Here is an 18,631-nt window from a genome sequence, read left to right on the forward strand (position 1 = left end):
TTGCTAGAGATTCACCCAACAAAAACAATCAGGGAGCAGCAGCATGTCGGATCAGATACTCGCACTGGACAGGGTTGGCACACTTGAGAGCGGCTCATTCACGTTTACCGAGCGGGTCGGCTTCCTGAAGAAGTACGGTACCCATTCCCAGTCGTTTTCAACGCTCCAACCGGGCATGCAATATTTTGATGTACCGGGCATGGGGTATATCGCCTACATGCGCAAATGGGGCGGCACCTTCGTGCTCTCGGATCCCGTCTGTGCGCCGGAAGACTTTGGCAACCTGCTGGAAAGCTTCCACCAGCGCTTTCCAAACGCCAGTTACATCCAGGTCTCCAAGCCCGTCGTCGATTTCCTGCACCTGCGATTTGGTCTCTATGGCACCCAGTTTGGCAGCGAATCCCGTATCGATCTGGGCCGCTGGTCCCTCAGCGGAAAGAAAAAACAGATCCTGCGAACCGCTTTGAACCAGGCAGAAAAAAACGGTATTACGGTGAAAGAGCGTTTCAGTGACGATCACACCCGTGAAATATCCGAGGCCTGGATTCGAACCCGCAAATGCAAGAGCAATGAAATCCGCTTTCTGATACGTCCCATGGAAATGGACTATCGCGAAAACGAACGGCATTTCTACGCCTATCAGGACGGCAAGGCCGTTGGGTTTATCTATTTTGACCCGATTTATCGCAACAACGAGATTATCAGCTACGTGCCCAATATCTCCCGGGCCAACGCCGATTTCCGACAGGGCATTTTCTATACCCTGATGGCTCATGCGATGGAGGTCTTCAGGGTGGAAGGCGTGCCTTATCTGGATCTCGGACTGATCCCCCTTTCACTGGATCCTGCAACAGAGCATCAGGAGAGCAGGCTGTTGAAACGCCTGTTGCACGGGCTCTACGAGAAGGGCAATTTTCTATACAACTTCAAAGGCTTGGAGTTTACAAAGTCGCGCTTTAGGGGAGACAACTTCAAGACCTACTGTTGTCACAAACGGTCGATTCCGGCGCTGGAGTTTCTCGCCATGTTCAAGCTGACCCGGTTGCTGTAGCCCCCAGGGGCTCTCCCGGCCAGTGTTCGCTCACCCGTTTGACCTCCAGCCCCAGGCCCGCCATGAAGGGCGCGATGCCCTTCGGTGCCGGCCCTGAAAACAGCGCAGCGCTCACAGGTTGTTTCCCTGCGCTGGCAACTGGGCCTTGAGCAACATCAAGCCGACCGGTCTGTTCCAGCAGCCAGGCTACACGTCGGGCAATGGCCTCGCCCGAGTCCACCCAGAAACGAACCGTCGGCAGACTCGCCCTCAGACTCTCCAGCAACAGTGGATAGTGAGTGCAACCAAGCACCACGGTGTCCACACCGGCCTCTTTAAAAGGCCTCATGGCTTCGCTCAGCTCGGCAAGCGGAACCTCGATTCCGGAAACCAGGTCCTCTGCCCAGCGCACCAGCCCCGGATGGCCAATACGCTCAATCCTGCAATCGCCAGCGAATTCCTCGACCAGCCTGTCGAGATAAGGCCTGCGAACCGTTGCCGGTGTCGCCAGCAGCCCCATTCGCCGATTCACGGACTTTGCTGCCGCCGGTTTGATGGCCGGCACCACCCCCACAACCGGCACCGCCGTCATCGCACGTAAATGCGGCAGAACCACGGTACTGGCGGTGTTGCAGGCCACCACGATGGCGTCTGACGGGTAGAGCTCGAGCGCTCTGGTGATCAGACTGCAAGAACGGTCGATCACAACCGCCTCGGATTTGTCGCCATAGGGAAAGCCTGCGTTGTCTGCCAGATAGACGATTTCCAGTCCCGGCAGTTGCCGGTGAATGCAGGCCGCAACGCTCAGACCACCGACACCGGAGTCAAACACCAGAACCCTTGGAGGTGACTGCCTGCTCAAACCGGAATGCCTCCCCGGGAAATCTCGTGTTCCATGGCCCGGATCAATCGGCCAGAAATGGTGGTTTCCGGTGGTACCGGTGGCGTATCGCCCGGCAGGAACCAGTCGGCATCGGCAAGCTCGTCCTCCTGGAGAACCAGCTCGCCTCCGGCGTAATCGGCGAAGAAGCCGACCATGAGCTGATGGGGGAATGGCCAGGGTTGCGAGGCGTGGTAGCGGATGTTAGTGACGTCCAGCCCGGTCTCCTCTTTCACTTCACGGTGCACAGCGCCTTCCAGACTCTCGCCCGGTTCAACAAACCCCGCGATGAGGCTGTAGAAGTGCCGTTTGACCCGCGAGGACTTCGCGAGCAGAAGCCGATCATCCCGGCGTATGACGACAATCACGCAGGGCGCCAGCCTCGGGTACCAGGGAATGCCACAGGGTTCGCACCACTTGGCCCGCTCACGCGGATGGAAACCGGTTTCCTCGCCGCAGCGGCCACAGAATCGGTGGTCGCGCCACCATTGCCAGACCTGAAAGCCGGTACTGAGCATATCCGCCGGCGCATCGCTAACCATCAAAAGCGCATCCCGCAGCGGTACAACCTCCTGATTACCGACGTCGGTGTCCGGCAGTTCGGTCACGAATACACCGCGCCCATTGTAACTGCCCAGAGATACGGAATCGGACAATTCGCCCCGAAAAAAGCTGCTGTCGCCGCTGTGCAGCCAGCCGTTATCGGGCTTGACCACACCCGATCCCGACAGCGCGAGGATCAGATCGCCGTTTTCCGGCCGGCGGGTCGTCCAGCCCGGTATCCACTGAGTCATTGCGATCACCATTCGATGCATCAACTGGGTTATTGGAAGATCAATCGGAAATGTACCACATTGCCGCACCGGCCAAGAATGAAAGGTCCACCTTTCCGCCCTGTACTCAACCAAGTAAACTTGGCACCTGTTTCGTCAACGGAGTTGCCATTTATGCGTCTTTACCAGGGCATTCGCAGCCTGATCCTGACCCTTTTCCGCAAGATACTGTTTATCTGGGTCCGGACTGATGTCAGCGGCAACAGCGTTGAAGCCCTCGCCCTGGATCCCGACAAACCGGTTTGCTACGTGCTGCAATACAGCTCGCTGTCGAGCCGCCTGGTTCTGGAGCAGGAAGTTATCCGTGCAGGACTTCCTGGCGCCACCGAAGCCCTTCCGGTGAAGAACGGCCCGTCCCACTCCTTCTTTTTCCTCTATCGCCGGATCGGTGGCTTTTTCAGGGGGCGTCAGGCGCCGGCACCCACGAACGAGTTTCAGGCCCTGGTTCGCTACGGTCTCGAACATCCGGACCAGGACGTACAGATTGTTCCAGTGTCCCTGTTCTGGGGGCGCTCCCCGGACAAGGAAAAGTCCCTGGTAAAACTTTTGCTGTCCGACACCTGGTCCATCGCCGGCCGGCTTCAGAAGTTACTGATCATCATGGTTCATGGTCGCAACACCTACGTTCAGTTTAACCAGCCGCTCTCACTGAAACAGGTGATCGACGAATACCGGCACAGCGAGGAGCGGGCCAACCGCAAGCTGGCCCGGATCCTGAGAACCCACTTCCGCCGGGTTCGCCAGGCGGTACTGGGGCCAGACTTGTCCCATCGCCGCACCCTGGTGGCAGGTCTGGTGCGCACCCAGGCGGTCAAGGAAGCCATCCGGGAGACCGCTGCCAGAGACGACATACCACCTGAGAAAGTCCGCGCCAAGGCCTACAAATATGCGGATGAGATTGCGGCGAGCATGTCCGTTGTCACGATTCGATTCATGGAGGTGCTGTTGTCATGGCTCTGGAACCGGATCTACAACGGCATTGCCATCAACAATATCCGGGTGGTGAAGGAAGTGGCGCAAGACAATGCCGTGGTTTACGTGCCCTGCCACCGTTCACACATCGACTACCTGCTGCTGTCCTACGTGCTTTACAAGAATGGACTGATGCCTCCGCACATCGCCGCAGGCATCAATCTCAATATGCCCATTGTCGGCCCGATCCTGCGCCGTGGCGGGGCGTTCTTTATGCGCCGCAGTTTCAAGGACAACCCGCTGTACGCCACCGTGTTTAATGAATACATGCACGTAATGTTCTCCCGGGGCTATTCCGTCGAGTATTTCATCGAAGGCGGCCGAAGCCGCACAGGCCGCATGCTGCAGCCCCGCCCCGGCATGCTGGCAATGACCGTACGCAGTTTCCTTCGGGACCATCGCAAACCGATCGTATTCGTGCCCGTGTACATCGGCTATGAAAAGGTGATGGAAGGCCGCTCCTACCTGGGTGAACTTCGTGGCAAGAAAAAGGAAAAAGAAAGCGTATTCGGTCTTGCCAAGACCGTTCGCAAACTCAGTAACTCCTTTGGTCGGGTTTCAGTCAACTTTGGCGAAGCCATTCATTTGTCTGAGGTTCTGGACGATGTTCACGGTAGTTGGCGCGACGAGGCCTACGACGCCGAGTATCGTCCGAAGTGGCTTAACAGCGCGGTTTCAGAGCTGTCCTTCCGGGTAGCGTCGAACATCAACGCGTCGGTTGCGGTAAACCCGATCGGCATGGCCGCCACGGTTCTTCTTGGCACCGAGCGACTGGCCATGGACGAGGGACAGTTGATCCGCTTGATGGATCAATACGCCGCCCTGCTAAAGGCTTTCCCGTATGCGGAAACGGTAACCCTGCCCGAGGGGTCCGGCAAAGACTGGATCGCCTACTGTGAAGGCATGGGCCTGGTGACGCGCCAGCCGCAGAAGCTGGGCGACATTATTGCCCTCGAAGGCAGCAACGCAATCCTGATGACCTATTACCGGAACAACATCCAGCACCTGTTTGCGCTGCCCTCACTGATCGCCAGCCTTTTCGAGAACAAGGATTCGCTGGGCCGGGACAAGATTGTGTTCCTCGCCAGCGTAGCCTACCCCTACCTGCAATCGGAACTGTTCCTGAAATACCAGCCCGATGAAGCCAGGAAGGTCATCAATCAGTGGATTGATGTTCTCATCGAACATGACTTGCTGAAGCCCCTGGACGATGACCGGATCGGTCGACCCGAGGAAGGTACCGAAGCCATGCTGAGGCTCAGGGTTCTGTCCCGCTTCATCATCCAGACGGTAGAGCGCTACCACATCGCTCTGGGCATTCTCCGCAAATACGGCTCGGGCAAGATCAGCGCCGCCGAACTGGAAGAACAGAGCGCGCTGCTGGCCGAGCGGATGTCGATCCTGTTCGGCCTGAATGCGCCGGAGTTTTTCGACAAGAGCCTGTTCCGCAACTTCATTGCCAATATGCAGAACAATGGCGTTATCACCACCGATGACAATGGCCTGCTCTGCTATGGGGAGGGGCTGGATGAGGTGGCGGACGATGCCCGCCTGGTGCTGAGTGTCGAGAAGCGACAGGCAATCCAGCAGGTCACCATGCTGGGTGCCTGATGGCGTTTACTGCGGTGGCAGCGCCCGGATGGCGTACACATCGTAGCGGCTGCTCTTGCCCTCAATGCGGGTGGTTGGCTCTGCTCCCTCAATGGCCGATGCCTTACGGGGCCGCTTGACCACCACCCGGTAACGGGCGCGCTCCAGAGCGGCCGCGAGCAATTGTGCGGAATCCTCGTCGTCTCCTACGATAGTGCGGAAAACCTGCATTTCCTTTTTTACCAGGGCCGACTTGTCCCGATGCGGAAACATCGGGTCCAGGTAGACAACATCCGCCGCCTCGGTGCCTGGTCGGGCCAGCCATTCAATACTGCTGTCCTCCAGCAGTCGCATGCGCTCGACAATGGCCGCACAATCCACATTCAGGGCTGCGCGCGCAAGGCCATCGGCCAAGAGGGCATGAATGACCGGGTTACGCTCGAACAGGGTAACCGTGCAGCCAAGGCTGGCAAGCACAAAGGCATCCTGGCCAAGCCCCGCCGTCGCATCAACGACATGCAGTGCGGCCCGTGTTTTCTGCAAGCCGACCGCCTTGGCCACCAACTGGCCCGCGCCACCGCCATGCTCCCGCCGATACCCCATCTTGCCGGTCACGAATTCTGCACGCACCGGTCCCGGCGCACCTTTACCAGTCATCTGCAGGCCAAGGCCCTGCTCATCCAGGAACAGTAAAACCGGGAAGTCGCGGATGTCTCTGGGGCGGACGACACCAAGATTCGGGACCCCGAGCGAATCGGCAAGAGCATCGGCCTGCAATCGGTCACCCAATGCACTGCGGGCAACAGCGACGATGTTCTGGAAACGTTCAGAGCGGGCGTACGGAGCGGACGGGGACGAGTCAGGCATCAGACCAGAATATCAATTCCGGCCAGGCTACCATTGCCGCCAGTTTCCTGACCGGCTGCGGCAACAGAGGCAAAGGTCGACAGCGCCCTGGCGGCTGGCAGGGACACTTCGTCTGCGCGGAACCGCTCCAGACGGGCGTCTTCAGCGGCACGACGGGCTTCTACACGCCGCTCGAGGCTTTCGGTCGCATTGCGGTCGCTGACAACACCCTGATTGCCATCGGCAAGGTCACGGCGGGCCGCGTCAGGTGTTTTTTCGGGCGTTGATGCCGGCGCACGGGCCGCATCGCTGCGCTCCCTGACCAGACTGTTGTTGCCGGTCTGGAAATTGAAATTGTTACCCGGGTTAATTCCGCCAATCATGTTCAGATACCGCTGGCCGGATGACAGGAAAACGTGAAATGGAAGTATGGAAGATTATCGCACGGAAGAAAAGACAGCTGGTCAGTTTTTACCCAAAGCGGTTTGCCCGGATCAGACCGGGCGGCCGGGGTCACTATCGACCAGGCAGTTTTTTCCAGGCCACTTCATCCCTGATGTAGACAGGTTGAGCCTGCTCCGCCGGCACCGCCTTGCCCTGCCCGAATGCGATCACCGCCAGGCGCGCAACCCAGGCTGCTCGCAGCACCAGGGTTTCATCGACGGGATCAACGCGCCCTGACACCTCCGCTGGCATGGCGGAGCGGTATTGCCAGCCCGGCCCTGCTCCGCACCAGCGCTCGGGGCCCGCTGGCAGTGTGACTGCCTCGGGTGGACAGACCTGTTCCGAAGCCAACGCCTCAGGCAGTCCTGCCCGGGCAGCGAAGCAGCCCCAATACACCTCGCCCATGCGGGCATCAAAGGCTACCGCAATACCGGTTTCCTCGTGAGGATCCAGAGCATCCATGGCACCCAGCGCCACGGCCTGCAGTGAAGACACCGGCACCACCGGAATGTCCAGCCCCCAGGCAAGACCCTGCACAACACCGGTCGCGATCCTGACACCGGTAAAAGAGCCCGGCCCGCAGGCAAAGGCCAGGGCATCAAGCTCTGCCGGAGCAAGATTCTTCTCCGCCAGAAGCTGCCGCACCATCGGCATCAATAGCCGGGTATGGCCTCTGGGGGCAAGCTCAAAGCGTTCGGAGATTTCGCCATCAACAAGAAGGGCTGCCGAGCAGCCCTCCGATGACGTATCCAGTGCCAACAGTTTCACCGGTGTGAAAACCTCAGGTCAGGATGCCAATTTATTTGAGTTCAGACAGGATCTGGTCGCGAATGCTGTCCAGACTGCCAACGCCCTCGACACGGACGTATTTCGGTGCCGCGGCCGGCTCTTTCGACGCCCAGTCCTGGTAGTAGCCAACCAGCGGTGCAGTCTGGTCGTGGTAGATTTTCAGACGCTTGCGAACCGTCTCTTCCTTGTCGTCCTCACGTTGAACCAGCGGTTCTCCGGTCTGGTCATCCTTGCCCTCGACCTTGGGCGGATCGTATTTCACGTGGTAGATACGACCGCTTCCCTCGTGCACCCGGCGACCGGACAGTCGGCTGACAATTTCTTCGTCATCCACGGCAATTTCGACCACATAGTCGATGGCAATTCCCTGGTCTTTCAGAGCTTCAGCCTGGGGGATGGTCCGCGGGAAACCGTCGAGCAGGAAACCGTTCTTGCAATCAGGCTGTTGAATACGCTCTTCGATCAGCGCGATGATGATGTCGTCAGACACCAGGCCGCCCGTTGCCATGACTTCCTTTACCTGCTTGCCCAGCTCGGACTCGGCTTTCACCGCCGCACGCAGCATGTCACCGGTGGAGATCTGGGGAATATCAAACCGTTCAGTAATGAACTGGGCCTGAGTTCCCTTGCCTGCGCCCGGCGCGCCTAACATGATGATTCGCATAACGCTGTGCTCCCGTTTTAGTCATTATCATTTGAAAAGCTGTGGCAAAAACCCGTGCCTTTGCGACAGCCTCTCCTGCACGGAACAGGTGTCAGCCGAAATCGGCGAAGGCGCATTATACGAAGTCAGCCACGTCAGAGAAAGTCGACCTCCGTATCATGCACCGGAAGTCCGTATTTCCCAGCGAATAACGACAGGGTGTCAGGATGACAGGGAGCTGGCCAGTGCGTCCAGATCCGGAGCCACACGATCCAGTTCAGCATTCAGTTCTTCCACAACATTGGGCGTCAGTCCCAGGCCTTCCAGCAAAGCGGGCACGTCGTCGGGATTGAATTCATCGCCAATACCGCGGTCCTTCAACAGGGCGTTGGCCAGCTGTACCATCAAAACATAGTTCTCGTGCTCGCCATGGTAACCCGATTGTTGATGCACGCCGGCCGCCTTGACCACAGGATCAGGCAGTTGCCATAAGCGGTGGAGGATACCGCCAATAGCGCCATGGCCCACCGACAGGATTTCCTGGCCATTGCCCTGCCCGAACACCTGCTGCTCAAGCGAGTTCATGCTGGCTTCAGGATTCGCTTCGCGAAGCTCATTCAGCTCATCAAATTCGGCCGGGAACAGATGCCCGACCAGCAACAGGCCGAAGTTGTGCAACAGGCCGCAGAGATAGCCCAGCCCCTTTTCGGCGCCACATCGCGGCGCAATGATCTGGCAAAGGAACGCGCAGTACAGGGAGTGGCGCCAGAAATTGTCCATGCCCAGAATGCCGTGACGGGGTACTTCAAAGGCACGAACGGAGGCAATGCCCAGGGCGATGTGGGCCACACGATCGAAGCCCAGCACACGGGTGACCGCCTCCTGCACCGAATTGACCTGGCCGGGATAATTGAACAGTGCAGACCGGGCGTAACGCATGATCTGGGCCGTGAGACTGGGATCAAACTCGATCAGCTCTGCCAGCTCACGAGCCGTCGCATCGGTGTTGGCAGTCAGCCGCAAAATACGCAGCGCCAGGGCCGGCATGGGGGGCAGACGGTAAAGCTTCTGTAGCTTGTCGGCCACTTCCTCGAGCGTCAGCGCCTCGCGGTTGCCGTTACCCGGCCCCCGGATAACCAGGTGGCCCGCCCTGGCACCGGCCAGGGCCAGACGGAAGGATCGGCCATCCATCTCTAGCAGTGAATGATCAGTGCCACTGGAAAACACGACCTGATCCGCCAGCATCACATCCTCGTCCACGATAACGGGCAGCTCGTAAGCCTGTCCGATGGGCGGTGTGAAGCCGGGATCACAGTCACTGAACAGGCGCATGGTCTGCCGTGCGGTCAGCGGCTGGAGACGGCGACCGGTCAGCTGGTGAACGGCATCCGGGTCCAGGGAACTGTCGAACTTGTGCACGGCCATCACGACACCGGTAATGTCGATCAGCAGAGTGGCCTGTACAAAGTTGTCCTGAGACATCCCCGAGGCAATCACTGCCGCATCCAGGCTGGTGACCTGATCTATCGGCAACTCCCGATAAGTGATGCCCTTGCGGGCGAGAAAACGTTCCAATCGTGCAGCCAGAGCCACAGCTTACTCCCTTTGTTCTTGGTCGGTGGCCAGACTACCCGGCCCTGTCCCGGCACTTTTTTCTATTCTGCTGCAAGGTCAGCCAGTATTTCGCATGCCCGCAGCGATACCTGCCATGGTGACTTTCAGTGCTCTTTCCACCAGTTCCGGCACCTCGCCCTTGCCTTCACTTTCCCGGTCCCGCCGCAGCAATTCGGCCTGAAGGTAATGCAGTGGATCCGTGTATGGGTTACGCACCCTCATCGAATGCGCAAAGACGGGTTCTCCCTCCAGCAGATCCGTTTGCTCCTTGAGTTCCAGAAGTCGCTCGATACAACCCTGGAGGCGCACGCGAAGACTCTCCCCAAGGGCTTTCAACCGATCATCGTCCAGCAGCGTCTGCTCATAATAGCTGGCGATGCGCAGATCTGCCTTGGCCAGCACCATTTCCAGCATATCCACATAGGTGCGGAAGAACGGCCAGCCCTGCATCATCTCACGCAATACCGGGAGCCGGTGGTCCCGGGCCGCCTCTTCAAGCGCCACGTCACTGCCCAGCCAGCTGGGCAGCATCAGCCGCATCTGGGTCCAGGCAAAGATCCACGGTATGGCCCGAAGGCTTTCCACGCCGCCGGTGGCCTTCCTCCGGGCCGGGCGACTGCCGAGTGCCAGTTTCCCCAGTGCCTGTTCCGGCGTGACCTGGCGGAAATAGGGCACGAAGTCAGGATTTTCCCGGACCACATCGCGGTAGGCTTTCAAGGACCGCTCGGTAAGCCAGTCCATGGTTTCCCGCCAGCTATCTTCGGGCTGGGGTGGCGGGGCCAGGGTAGCTTCGATAACCGCCGTGGTGTAGAGCGTCAGGCTCTGAACCGCCAGCCTCGGCAAACCGAACTTGAAGCGAATCATTTCGCCCTGCTCGGTAATCCGGAAACTGCCGTTTACCGAGCCCGGCGGCTGGGACAGTATCGCCCTGTTGGCTGGTCCGCCGCCACGGCCAACGGTACCGCCACGGCCGTGGAACAGGGTCAGATGCACGCCATACTGGCGGGCAACGTGGGTAAGTTTCTCCTGGGCCTGGTACTGGGCCCAGGCCGCCATCAGCTGGCCGGCATCCTTGGAGGAATCCGAATAGCCGATCATCACTTCCTGCCTGCCCTGGCAATACTCCCGATACCACTCAACCTCGTACAGCGCAGACATGCTGTCTGGAGCACCACGCAGGTCATCCAGGGTCTCAAACAGGGGCACGACCCGCATCGGAAACTTCATTCCGGATTCCCTGAGCAGCAAAATCACGCTCAATACATCAGAGGGCTTGCTGGCCATGGAGATAACATAGGACCCGAGGGCTTCCGGCGTTTGCTGCGCCACCACTTCACAGGTTGCCAGCACCTCGCCGACCGATTCCGAGGGCTCCCAATTTCGGGGGACCAGTGGGCGCCGGCCCTGAAGTTCCTTCACCAGGAATGCCTGGCGTTCCTGTTCTGACCAGGACAGATAATCCCCCAGGCCAAGATAATCGACCATTTCGGCAACCGCCTCCGCGTGGCGGCTGGCCTCCTGGCGGATGTCCAGACGAATCAAAGGCAGGCCAAAAGTATGCGCCCGGCGGATGGTATCCAGCAGCGGACCATTGGCGATGTCCTCGAGTCCGCACTCAACCAGGGATCGGTAACAGAGCTCCAGGGGACCGGTGAAATCCTCGTTCTCAAAGAGAATACCGTTGGCGTCCGCGGTCTCGCCGTTGACGCTCGCCTCTGCCCAGTCCCGGGTTCTGATCAGCCGCTCACGGAGTTCGGCGAGCACATGGCGGTAGGGTTCCCGGGAGTCACCAACAACGGCCTTGAGCTCGTCGCTGGCCTGCCACATGGACAGTTCGGCCCGCAGCGCCTGAATATCACGAAGATAGAGATCCGCTGCCATCCAGCGGCCAAGCAGGAAAACCCGGCGGGTCACCTTGTGGGTGACATTCGGATTGCCATCACGATCACCGCCCATCCAGGATGCAATGCGGATGGGGGATGCCTGCAGGGGAAGGCCCTTTCCGGTCGCGTCTTCCAGCGACGTATCCAGGCTCCTCAGAAACTGTGGCAGGGCCTGCCACAGACTGTTTTCAATAACCGCAAAGCCCCATTTGGCCTCATCCACTGCGGTTGGTCGCTCCTGACGAATCTCGTCGGTGTGCCAGGCTTCGGTAACCAGTTGAGACAGGCGATTGACGATTTCCTCCCGTTCAGCAGGCATGAGGTCGTCATGGTCCAGACGCGCCAGGCAGTCCGACATCTCGTCGTATTTCATAATAAGGGTGCGACGCGCAACCTCGGTGGGGTGGGCCGTCAGCACAAACTCGATTCGCAGATCCGCCACCCTCTGATGCAGTTCCTCCGGCGTGACATAACCTTGCTTGAGCCGCTCAAACACCTCCCCGAGCGATTCGACCATCAGATCAGACTGGTGCCCGCGTTTGCGACGAATACCATGGTACTGCTCGGCAAGGTTGGCCAGGTTCAGGAACTGGTTGAAGGCACGGGTCACCGGAAGCAGCTCATCATCGCTCAACTTGCGCAGCAGATTGACCAGTCGCTGGCCGGACCCGCTTTCCTGGCGACGGTCGGACTTGGCAGCCGCCCGGATTTCCTCAATCAGCTCGTAGCATTCCTGTCCGGGATACCGCCGTATGCTCTGGCCCAGAAGTTCACCCAGCATTCGTACGTTTTCTCGGAGTTCGGGATGTAGCTCAGTCACATTGACGTCCTTTTGAATTGACGGAGGCGAAGTAAACTTACGATACTAAGGAACAGTCGAGAAAGTCTATTGGCGATTCAAGCCTGTAGCTGCAAGGAGTTATCATGAAGGTCACTGATTTGCCCAAACACTGGGAACAGCAAAAAGAGCCCGTGGAGCGCACCCACGATTATAACCTGCGCCTGCCGCTGGAAGATGCCGCACGCGTGGCTGCACTGGCGGAACTTTACCCGGACCGCAGTGAAAGCGATATTCTGAACGACATGATTGGTGCAGCTCTGGACGATCTGGTACGCCAGAGCCCACTGAAGGACAAGCTGGAAGGGAAAGACAAGTAAATAGCGGCGGGCAGCTTTCGCTGCCCGTGTCGTCAGGCGACTGATTCCAGTTGACGGGCCTTGAGGCGCTGGATGTGCTTCTGGCTCAGGCTGACAAACTTGGGAGTCAGGCCCTGATCTTCGTAGATCTCGAAGCCATCCTCGTCGTACGCCACCACTTTGGTGCCCTGAACATACGGAAAGCTGGTCTCCATTTCGTCCAGTGCTGCAGAAATCAGATCCCGCATCAGATCCTGAGGTGACTTCATCGGATAGAGCGCTGCGAGTTTCTCGAGACGCTTGTGATGCTGGTCAGACAACGCCATGAAGTAGGCGTCTCGGGTAAGCCGACCACGTGCATGCTTGTCCCAGTAGTTGACCAGATCTTTGATTTTCATGGTGCCTTCACTCCTGCATCTTATTGATGGCGCACGGCGCACGAAAACTGTGCATCCGTTTCCGGAAGTGTAGACGAAGCCGTCGGTCCGGGGGCGAGAAAATTGGTAACGGATTGTACTTACCGATCCGCCATTTTCAGTGCTCGTTCTCTCCCCGCTCCACGCCTTTCACCGCCTGCCACACGGCATCCAGCGCCTCCAGAGATTCTTCGTCCATATCGCGACCCTCCCGTTCCAGCACACGTTCAATCGCCCGGAACCGGGCGTCGAATTTATGGTTGGTTCGATTGAGTGCCTGCTCAGGGTTAACCTTCATGAACCGTGCCAGGTTCACACAGACGAACAGGAGATCGCCGAGCTCATCTTCAACGGCATCGGGATCACCGGCCCCCGTCTGTGCGGCTTCCCATGCCTCCTTGAGCTCGTCGATTTCCTCGTGAAGTTTGTCGAAAACCGGGCCAACATTTGGCCAGTCGAAACCGTGCCTGGCTGCCCGTTTCTGGAGCTTCTCGGCCCGAGCCATTGCAGGCAGGGTCCGGGCAATGCCGTCAAGCCGACTTACTGGGGCGCTGGCTTCCGGTGCCGGCTTCATTGCCCGCTCCTCGGCCTTGATGCGCTCCCAGCTTTCCTTGATCCAGGCCTCATCCGGCCGATTATCCGGATCAATGCGGCTTTCCAGGGTCCCTTCCGGAAAAACGTGTGGATGCCGCCTTACCAGTTTGCGCACCAGATGATCGACCACATCGTCAAAATCGAAATGGCCATCTTCCCGACCAAGCTGGGTGTAGAAAATGACCTGGAACAGCAGGTCCCCCAGCTCGTCTTTCAGATGCGGGTAATCCTCTCGCTCAATGGCATCGGCGACTTCGTAGGCCTCCTCCAGCGTGTGCGGCACGATGGTCTTGTAGGACTGCCTGGTATCCCATGGACAGCCCGTCTCCGGATCCCGAAGCCTGGCCATCAGGGTTTTCAGATCCTCGATCGTATAGCTCATCCGCGTTTACGCCTTACATCAATGATATTGGGCAGGTTACGGATCTGCGCCAGCAACCGCGCCAGCTGCTCGAGGCTGGAAATCTCTACCGTCACGGTCATGGTGGCCGTGTTCTCGTCCTTGTTGCTCAGGGTATTAAGCGACAGCACATCACTCTTGGAGGCCGACAACACCTGGGTAATATCTCTCAGCAGCCCGGATCGGTCATAGGCTTCAATTTCAATGTCGACAGGATAGACAGCAGCCTGCCGGCCACCCCAGCTGACCTCAATAATCCGGTTGGGCTCGAACTCACGCAGATTCAGGAACGTCAGGCAGTCCTGGCGATGGACCGTAACCCCACGGCCAACCGTGATGTAGCCACCGATCGCGTCTCCGGGCAGCGGCTTGCAACATTTCGCCACCTGAGTCTTGAGCTTTCCGACGCCCAGGATCTGGATGTCTGATTCCGTATCGTAGGGCTTGCGGCGCTGGGCGCTGAGTTTCAGATCCAGTTGTTCGGACTTGGGCTCCAGCATCTGCTGGGCCACATTGGCGACATGCGTGGGGCGAAGGTCACCGGCTCCAGTGGCTGCAAACATGTCCTCCGCACTTTGGTAATTAACCTTCCTCGCTAGCTCACCAAGATCTACATCGTACAGGGACAGACGCCTGAACTCGTCCTCGAGAATGGCACGACCGTCAACGATATTGCGACCACGATCCTGCTGTTTGAACCAGTGGGTTACTTTGGCGCGCGCCCTGGAAGTCTGAATGTAACCAAGGCTCGGGTTCAGCCAGTCGCGGCTTGGGGCCGGATTGTTGGAGGTCAGGATAAACACCTGATCGCCGGTTTTCAGTGGATAGGTCAGCGGAACGATTCGGCTGTTCACCCGCGCACCGCGGCAGGCGTGGCCGATCTCCGTGTGAACCCGGTAGGCGAAATCCACCGGCGTTGCCCCCTGGGGCAGATCCACCACGTGGCCCTCGGGTGTGAATACATACACCCGATCCGATGCGACATCGGATTTCAGGTGGTCGGCCAGCCCGGACAGGTCGCCCAGCTCCTCCTGCCACTCCAGAACCTGGCGCAGCCAGTTGATTTTGGCATCGTAGCCGGTCGACTTGTTGCCTTTGTCCATGCCCTTGTACAACCAGTGGGCACAAACGCCCAGTTCCGCCTCCTCATGCATGGTGTGGGTTCGGATTTGCACTTCCATGACCTTGCCCTCGGGCCCGATCACGGCGGTGTGCAGGGACTGGTAACCGTTTTCCTTCGGGTTGGCAATGTAATCGTCGAACTCGTTGGGGATGTGGCGCCACAGCGTGTGGACAATACCCAGTGCGGCGTAACAGTCGCGAACCTCCGGAACCAGGATACGTACGGCGCGAACATCGTAAACCTGGGAAAAGTCGATGCCCTTGCGGCGCATTTTTCGCCAGATGCTGTAGATGTGCTTGGCACGTCCTGACAGCTCGCCCTCAATGCCATAGGCTTTCAGTTCGGTCTGCAGGGTTTCAATCACCCGCTTGATGTAACCGTCGCGATCCAGGCGCTTTTCGTCCAGCAGTTTGGCGATCTTTTTGTAGGCGGAACCATGCAGGTACCGGAAAGAAAGATCTTCCAGCTCCCACTTGATGTGACCAATGCCAAGCCGGTGTGCCAGGGGTGCGTAGATATCAAACACTTCCCGGGCGACGCGCATGCGTTTTTCTTCCGGAGCATCCTTTACCGCCCGAATGGCGCAGGTACGCTCCGCCAGCTTGATCAGGGCAACCCGGACATCGTCAATCATGGTGACGAGCATCTTGCGGACGTTGTCCAGTTGGCCTTCGCTCTGGCCCAGAACGTTACCCTTCAGCGGGTGGTGGATGGACGAGATGGCCGCCATCTGCTGCACGCCATTGATCAGGCCTGCCACCTCATCGCCAAATTCCTTGCGGATTGTCTCCAGGGGAACGCGCTCTTCACGCACGGCGCGATAAAGGATCGCCGCCACCAGGCTAGCCTGATCCAGGTGCAGCTCCGCCAGAACCTGGGCCATCTCTATGCCAATCCGGAAGCTACTGGAACCAGGTGCCCACTGGCGATCCTGCCGGAAAGCCTGAAGATCGATTTCCGCTGCCTTTTCGCAGGCCAACCGGAACTGGTCAGCGTCGTCCAGGTGCGTTTGCGAGGCTATCTGGTTTACCCAGCCCTCGATATCCACCTGGCCATCGCCAGTCATTGCGTAGTCTTCGCGAACTTTTACCATATCGGTCTTGTTATTCCTGATGGTTTCCGCAGCCATCCCTGACTGCCCACAACATCGTCAGCCGGAATCCTTCTCAAACAACGCGATGGATTCCACATGGGTGGTGTGGGGGAACATATCCATCACACCTGCGCGCACCAGTCGATAGCCGCTGCGCACCATAACGCCTGCGTCGCGCGCCAGGGTGGCCGGGTTGCAGGAGACATAGACTATTTTTTGTGCCCCGAAGGCCGTGAGGTACTTGCAGATCTCCTCGGCACCGGAACGGGGCGGATCAATCAGAATCTTGTCGAACCCTTCTTTGGCCCAGCTCTGGCCCGTGAAGTCACCGTGCAAGTCGGCACCGTGAAAAGCGACATTGTCGAGACCGTTTAGTTCCGCGTTTTCCCGGCCCCGTACGACCATGGTCTCGTCGCCTTCCACGCCAACAACCTGCCCGGCTCGCGTGGCCAGCGGCAGAGTGAAATTCCCCAGACCACAGAACAGATCCAGGACTCGCTCGCCAGGCTGGACATCCAGCCATTCCACGGCCCTGTGTACCATTGCACGATTGATGCCTGCATTGACCTGGGTAAAGTCCATGGGATGAAATTTCATGGTCAGGTCGAATTCATCCAGTCGGTAGCTCAGCCGTTCCTCATCCCGGCCCGCTGACTCGGGCCAGATCCGATGGACGGTGTCGGGCCCTTTCGGCTGCAGGTAAATATGCAATTCGTGGGCCTGACCAAAGGCGATGAGTTTTTCCCGGTCACCAACCGACAGCTCATCCATGTTACGGAACACCATCACGGCAACGTCGTCGCCACAGGCAATTTCCACCTGGGGGATTCGGCTGTAGGCCTCCAGATCATGAAGCATGTTGCGCAGCGGCAATATCCGCTCGCCAATGCGCGGATCCAGCACCACGCATCGATCGATGTCGGTCAGGAAACTGTTGCGTTTCTCCCGGAAGCCCACCAGGACAGACTCCCGGGCCTTGACGTAACGAACGCCCAGGCGAGCCTTTCGACGGTACCCCAGACTCTCTTCCGAGCGCAGGGGGGCAATCCATTCCTCGGGCTCGATGCCCCCGAAATGGGCAAAATGTTCCCGCAGGGTGTTTTCCTTGAACTCGATCTGGGCATCGCCACTCATGTGCTGAAGGCTACAACCACCACACAGGTCGGCAAACTCGCAGGGGGGTGTCTGGCGACCGGGGGCAGCGTCCAGAACCTCTTCGGTACGCAATTCATCGAACTTGCTTCGACTGGACACCACTTTCGCCATCACGGTTTCGCCTGGCAGGGCGCCATCGACAAATTGGGTTTTGCCGTCCTGACGGGCAATACCCCGGCCATCATGGCTCAGGGTTTCAATCTCACAGCGCACGGGCTCTTTTGGAAGAACCTTCCTGCGTCGTCTGCTCATACTTGGGTCTCTTGATAAAGTCGTATTCAGGCGCCGGGGAACACACCGGTGGAAAGATAGCGGTCGCCGCGGTCACAGATAATGGCCACGATGATGGCGTTTTCAACCTGCCGGGAGAGCTTGAGCGCGGCTGCAATCGAACCGCCGGAGGATACGCCACAGAAAATACCCTCTTCGGAAGCCAGGGCCCTCATCGTGGTCTCTGCTTCTTCCTGACCTACGTCCAGCACCTGGTCGACGCGGGCCGCGTCGTAGATTTTCGGCAGGTAAGCTTCAGGCCAGCGCCGGATCCCGGGGATCGAGGCGCCCTCTTTTGGCTGCAAACCGATGATGCGGATATCCGGGTTGCGCTCCTTGAGGTAGCGCGACACCCCCATAATGGTGCCGGTGGTGCCCATGGAGCTGACAAAATGGGTAACCCGCCCACCGGTCTGCTCCCAGATTTCCGGGCCGGTGGTACGGTAGTGCGCCAGCGGGTTGTCCTGGTTGCTGAACTGGTCCAGCACGGTACCCTTGCCTTCCGCCTGCATCTTGAGGGCCAGGTCACGGGCCGTTTCCATGCCTTCTTCCCTGGTGACCGTGACAATCTCCGCACCATAGGCGCGCATGGATGCCCGGCGCTCCTCACTCATGTTCGCGGGCATGATGAGCACCATGCGGTATCCCTTGATCGCCGCCGCCATGGCCAGAGCGATGCCGGTGTTGCCGCTGGTCGCCTCAATCAGGGTATCCCCTGGCTTGATGTCGCCCCGGCGCTCCGCTTCCTGAATCATGCTGATGGCCGGGCGATCCTTAACCGAGCCGGCAGGGTTGTTGCCCTCCAGCTTGGCCAGAATCACGTTACTCGTCTCACCGGGGAGACGCTGCAGGCGAACCAGAGGGGTGTGCCCGACATAATCTTCAATGGTGGGAAAATGCATATGATAACCCTGTGGTA

16 protein-coding genes are annotated in these 18,631 nt (G+C 58.8%); 3 read left to right on the forward strand and 13 right to left on the reverse strand.

Annotation, left to right across the window (positions count from 1 at the left end):
- The first annotated feature begins 43 nt into the window (after positions 1–43).
- On the forward strand, positions 44–1,051 hold the full coding sequence (locus tag EDB94_RS15750; RefSeq protein WP_108018815.1) for a DUF2156 domain-containing protein: 1,008 nt from the start codon (positions 44–46) through the stop codon (positions 1,049–1,051).
- On the opposite strand, the gene murI is transcribed toward EDB94_RS15750, so the two are convergent.
- Positions 1,029–1,892, reverse strand: a complete 864-nt coding sequence (gene murI / locus EDB94_RS15755; protein ID WP_108018814.1) for a glutamate racemase — start codon at positions 1,890–1,892, stop codon at positions 1,029–1,031. The two genes, EDB94_RS15750 and murI, sit on opposite strands and share 23 nt — an antisense overlap.
- Complete coding sequence (nudC, locus tag EDB94_RS15760; protein WP_108018813.1) at positions 1,889–2,704, reverse strand: NAD(+) diphosphatase; 816 nt, start codon at positions 2,702–2,704, stop codon at positions 1,889–1,891. Before nudC ends, murI begins: the two co-directional genes overlap by 4 nt.
- 153 nt (positions 2,705–2,857) lie before the next feature.
- On the opposite strand from nudC, the gene plsB reads away from it, so the two are divergent.
- Entirely contained in the window at positions 2,858–5,326 is a 2,469-nt protein-coding gene (gene plsB, locus EDB94_RS15765) for a glycerol-3-phosphate 1-O-acyltransferase PlsB (RefSeq protein ID WP_008176145.1), read from the forward strand.
- 6 nt (positions 5,327–5,332) lie between these two features.
- Here the strand turns inward: plsB and EDB94_RS15770 are convergent, their stop codons facing one another.
- The 6 genes from EDB94_RS15770 to ppc form a co-directional block, all read right to left on the reverse strand.
- Positions 5,333–6,172, reverse strand: coding sequence for a class I SAM-dependent methyltransferase (locus EDB94_RS15770; protein ID WP_108018812.1), 840 nt, complete (start codon positions 6,170–6,172; stop codon positions 5,333–5,335).
- Positions 6,172–6,534 (reverse strand): hypothetical protein, encoded by a 363-nt coding sequence (locus tag EDB94_RS15775; protein WP_008176150.1) that lies wholly within the window; start codon positions 6,532–6,534, stop codon positions 6,172–6,174. Before EDB94_RS15775 ends, EDB94_RS15770 begins: the two co-directional genes overlap by 1 nt.
- Positions 6,535–6,667: 133 nt before the next feature.
- A complete protein-coding gene (gene tsaB, locus EDB94_RS15780) occupies positions 6,668–7,363 on the reverse strand; it encodes a tRNA (adenosine(37)-N6)-threonylcarbamoyltransferase complex dimerization subunit type 1 TsaB (RefSeq protein ID WP_108018811.1) in 696 nt (231 codons plus the stop codon).
- A 31-nt stretch (positions 7,364–7,394) separates the two neighbouring features.
- Positions 7,395–8,048 (reverse strand): adenylate kinase, encoded by a 654-nt coding sequence (adk, locus tag EDB94_RS15785; protein ID WP_008176153.1) that lies wholly within the window; start codon positions 8,046–8,048, stop codon positions 7,395–7,397.
- A 201-nt stretch (positions 8,049–8,249) separates the two neighbouring features.
- Complete coding sequence (locus EDB94_RS15790) at positions 8,250–9,620, reverse strand: HDOD domain-containing protein (protein ID WP_108018810.1); 1,371 nt, start codon at positions 9,618–9,620, stop codon at positions 8,250–8,252.
- A gap of 78 nt (positions 9,621–9,698) precedes the next feature.
- Positions 9,699–12,344 (reverse strand): phosphoenolpyruvate carboxylase, encoded by a 2,646-nt coding sequence (gene ppc, locus EDB94_RS15795; RefSeq protein ID WP_108018809.1) that lies wholly within the window; start codon positions 12,342–12,344, stop codon positions 9,699–9,701.
- A 104-nt stretch (positions 12,345–12,448) separates the two neighbouring features.
- Between ppc and EDB94_RS15800 the strand changes: the two genes are divergently transcribed.
- Positions 12,449–12,682 carry a hypothetical protein gene (locus EDB94_RS15800; RefSeq protein WP_008176161.1) on the forward strand — a complete coding sequence of 78 codons (234 nt, stop codon included), beginning with the start codon at positions 12,449–12,451 and terminating at the stop codon, positions 12,680–12,682.
- A gap of 32 nt (positions 12,683–12,714) precedes the next feature.
- Here the strand turns inward: EDB94_RS15800 and EDB94_RS15805 are convergent, their stop codons facing one another.
- From EDB94_RS15805 to cysM, 5 genes are all read right to left on the reverse strand, one after another.
- Positions 12,715–13,059 carry a hypothetical protein gene (locus tag EDB94_RS15805; RefSeq protein WP_008176163.1) on the reverse strand — a complete coding sequence of 115 codons (345 nt, stop codon included), beginning with the start codon at positions 13,057–13,059 and terminating at the stop codon, positions 12,715–12,717.
- A 136-nt stretch (positions 13,060–13,195) separates the two neighbouring features.
- On the reverse strand, positions 13,196–14,053 hold the full coding sequence (gene mazG / locus EDB94_RS15810) for a nucleoside triphosphate pyrophosphohydrolase (RefSeq protein WP_108018808.1): 858 nt from the start codon (positions 14,051–14,053) through the stop codon (positions 13,196–13,198).
- Entirely contained in the window at positions 14,050–16,287 is a 2,238-nt protein-coding gene (gene relA, locus EDB94_RS15815; protein ID WP_008176168.1) for a GTP diphosphokinase, read from the reverse strand. Before relA ends, mazG begins: the two co-directional genes overlap by 4 nt.
- A 57-nt stretch (positions 16,288–16,344) precedes the next feature.
- Entirely contained in the window at positions 16,345–17,694 is a 1,350-nt protein-coding gene (gene rlmD, locus EDB94_RS15820; protein ID WP_108018807.1) for a 23S rRNA (uracil(1939)-C(5))-methyltransferase RlmD, read from the reverse strand.
- A gap of 26 nt (positions 17,695–17,720) precedes the next feature.
- A complete protein-coding gene (cysM, locus tag EDB94_RS15825) occupies positions 17,721–18,614 on the reverse strand; it encodes a cysteine synthase CysM (RefSeq protein WP_062785533.1) in 894 nt (297 codons plus the stop codon).
- Positions 18,615–18,631 lie beyond the last annotated feature (17 nt).

This window comes from Marinobacter sp. 3-2 (assembly GCF_003751355.1).
In the GTDB taxonomy this organism is placed as follows: Bacteria; Pseudomonadota; Gammaproteobacteria; order Pseudomonadales; family Oleiphilaceae; genus Marinobacter; species Marinobacter adhaerens.

Bases quoted from the DNA above. Each gene is read 5' to 3' on its own strand.
- EDB94_RS15775 (WP_008176150.1), bottom strand. From the start codon at position 6,534: ATGATTGGCGGAATTAACCCGGGTAACAATTTCAATTTCCAGACCGGC.
- EDB94_RS15805 (WP_008176163.1), bottom strand. From the start codon at position 13,059: ATGAAAATCAAAGATCTGGTCAACTACTGGGACAAGCATGCACGTGGT.
- EDB94_RS15770 (WP_108018812.1), bottom strand. From the start codon at position 6,172: ATGCCTGACTCGTCCCCGTCCGCTCCGTACGCCCGCTCTGAACGTTTC.
- nudC (WP_108018813.1), bottom strand. From the start codon at position 2,704: ATGACTCAGTGGATACCGGGCTGGACGACCCGCCGGCCGGAAAACGGC.
- rlmD (WP_108018807.1), bottom strand. From the start codon at position 17,694: ATGAGCAGACGACGCAGGAAGGTTCTTCCAAAAGAGCCCGTGCGCTGT.
- cysM (WP_062785533.1), bottom strand. From the start codon at position 18,614: ATGCATTTTCCCACCATTGAAGATTATGTCGGGCACACCCCTCTGGTT.
- EDB94_RS15800 (WP_008176161.1), top strand. From the start codon at position 12,449: ATGAAGGTCACTGATTTGCCCAAACACTGGGAACAGCAAAAAGAGCCC.
- plsB (WP_008176145.1), top strand. From the start codon at position 2,858: ATGCGTCTTTACCAGGGCATTCGCAGCCTGATCCTGACCCTTTTCCGC.
- relA (WP_008176168.1), bottom strand. From the start codon at position 16,287: ATGGTAAAAGTTCGCGAAGACTACGCAATGACTGGCGATGGCCAGGTG.
- adk (WP_008176153.1), bottom strand. From the start codon at position 8,048: ATGCGAATCATCATGTTAGGCGCGCCGGGCGCAGGCAAGGGAACTCAG.
- mazG (WP_108018808.1), bottom strand. From the start codon at position 14,053: ATGAGCTATACGATCGAGGATCTGAAAACCCTGATGGCCAGGCTTCGG.
- EDB94_RS15750 (WP_108018815.1), top strand. From the start codon at position 44: ATGTCGGATCAGATACTCGCACTGGACAGGGTTGGCACACTTGAGAGC.